At 47.7% G+C, this 789-nt stretch carries 2 rRNA genes; both read left to right on the forward strand.

The features are described 5' to 3' along the window. Positions 1-50: ribosomal RNA gene (locus ABEA66_RS27130) — 16S ribosomal RNA — on the forward strand; the annotation flags it as partial. Positions 51-403: 353 nt separating this feature from the next. Next, positions 404-789, forward strand: a 23S ribosomal RNA gene (locus ABEA66_RS27135); the annotation flags it as partial.

A 789-nucleotide genomic window follows, 5' to 3' on the forward strand; every position in this document is an offset into this window, starting at 1 on the left:
AGTCGTAACAAGGTAGCCGTATCGGAAGGTGCGGCTGGATCACCTCCTTTCTATGGAGTCCATGATGACTGCAGGTCATCGGACATAAAGAAACTGATTAACAGTTGCAAAATAGTTGACAACTGACATGGCTTTGCCTATGTAACAGTTGCAACACCATTCACTCGTTGCTCAGTTTTGAGAGGACAAAGGTCCCCAAAAAGTGAAGAGAAGCGCTGTAGCGTATTCCTAATACTTTCCGGGGAGCCCCGAAATACTCTCAAGCTTGCTGGAAAAACTTGATGCTTGCATCGGTTAGTACAGCATGTTAAGATAGTCTTCCTGCTGTTGAGCAGGAGCGATTGTTCCTTGAAAACTAGATATGGAAATACAATGCGTAGAGCAATACAACGTGTATTAGCATGGTTAAGCTAATAAGAGCACACGGAGGATGCCTAGGCGCTAGGAGCCGAAGAAGGACGTGGCGAACGACGATATTGCCTCGGGGAGCCGTAAGCAGGCTTTGATCCGGGGATGTCCGAATGGGGAAACCCAGCTGAGGTAATACTCAGTTACTCACATCTGAATACATAGGATGTGCAGAGGCATACGAGGGGAACTGAAACATCTAAGTACCCTCAGGAGAAGAAAACAAAAGTGATTCCGTCAGTAGCGGCGAGCGAAAGCGGAATAGCCCAAACCAGAGGGCTTGCCCTCTGGGGTTGTGGGACGTCAATATGCGAAAAGTTGGTTAGGTGAAGCAGTCTGGAAAGGCTCACCATAGGGGGTAAAAGTCCTGTAGCCAAAAAT

This window comes from Paenibacillus vulneris, from assembly GCF_039543185.1.
In the GTDB taxonomy this organism is placed as follows: Bacteria; Bacillota; Bacilli; order Paenibacillales; family NBRC-103111; genus Paenibacillus_S; species Paenibacillus_S vulneris.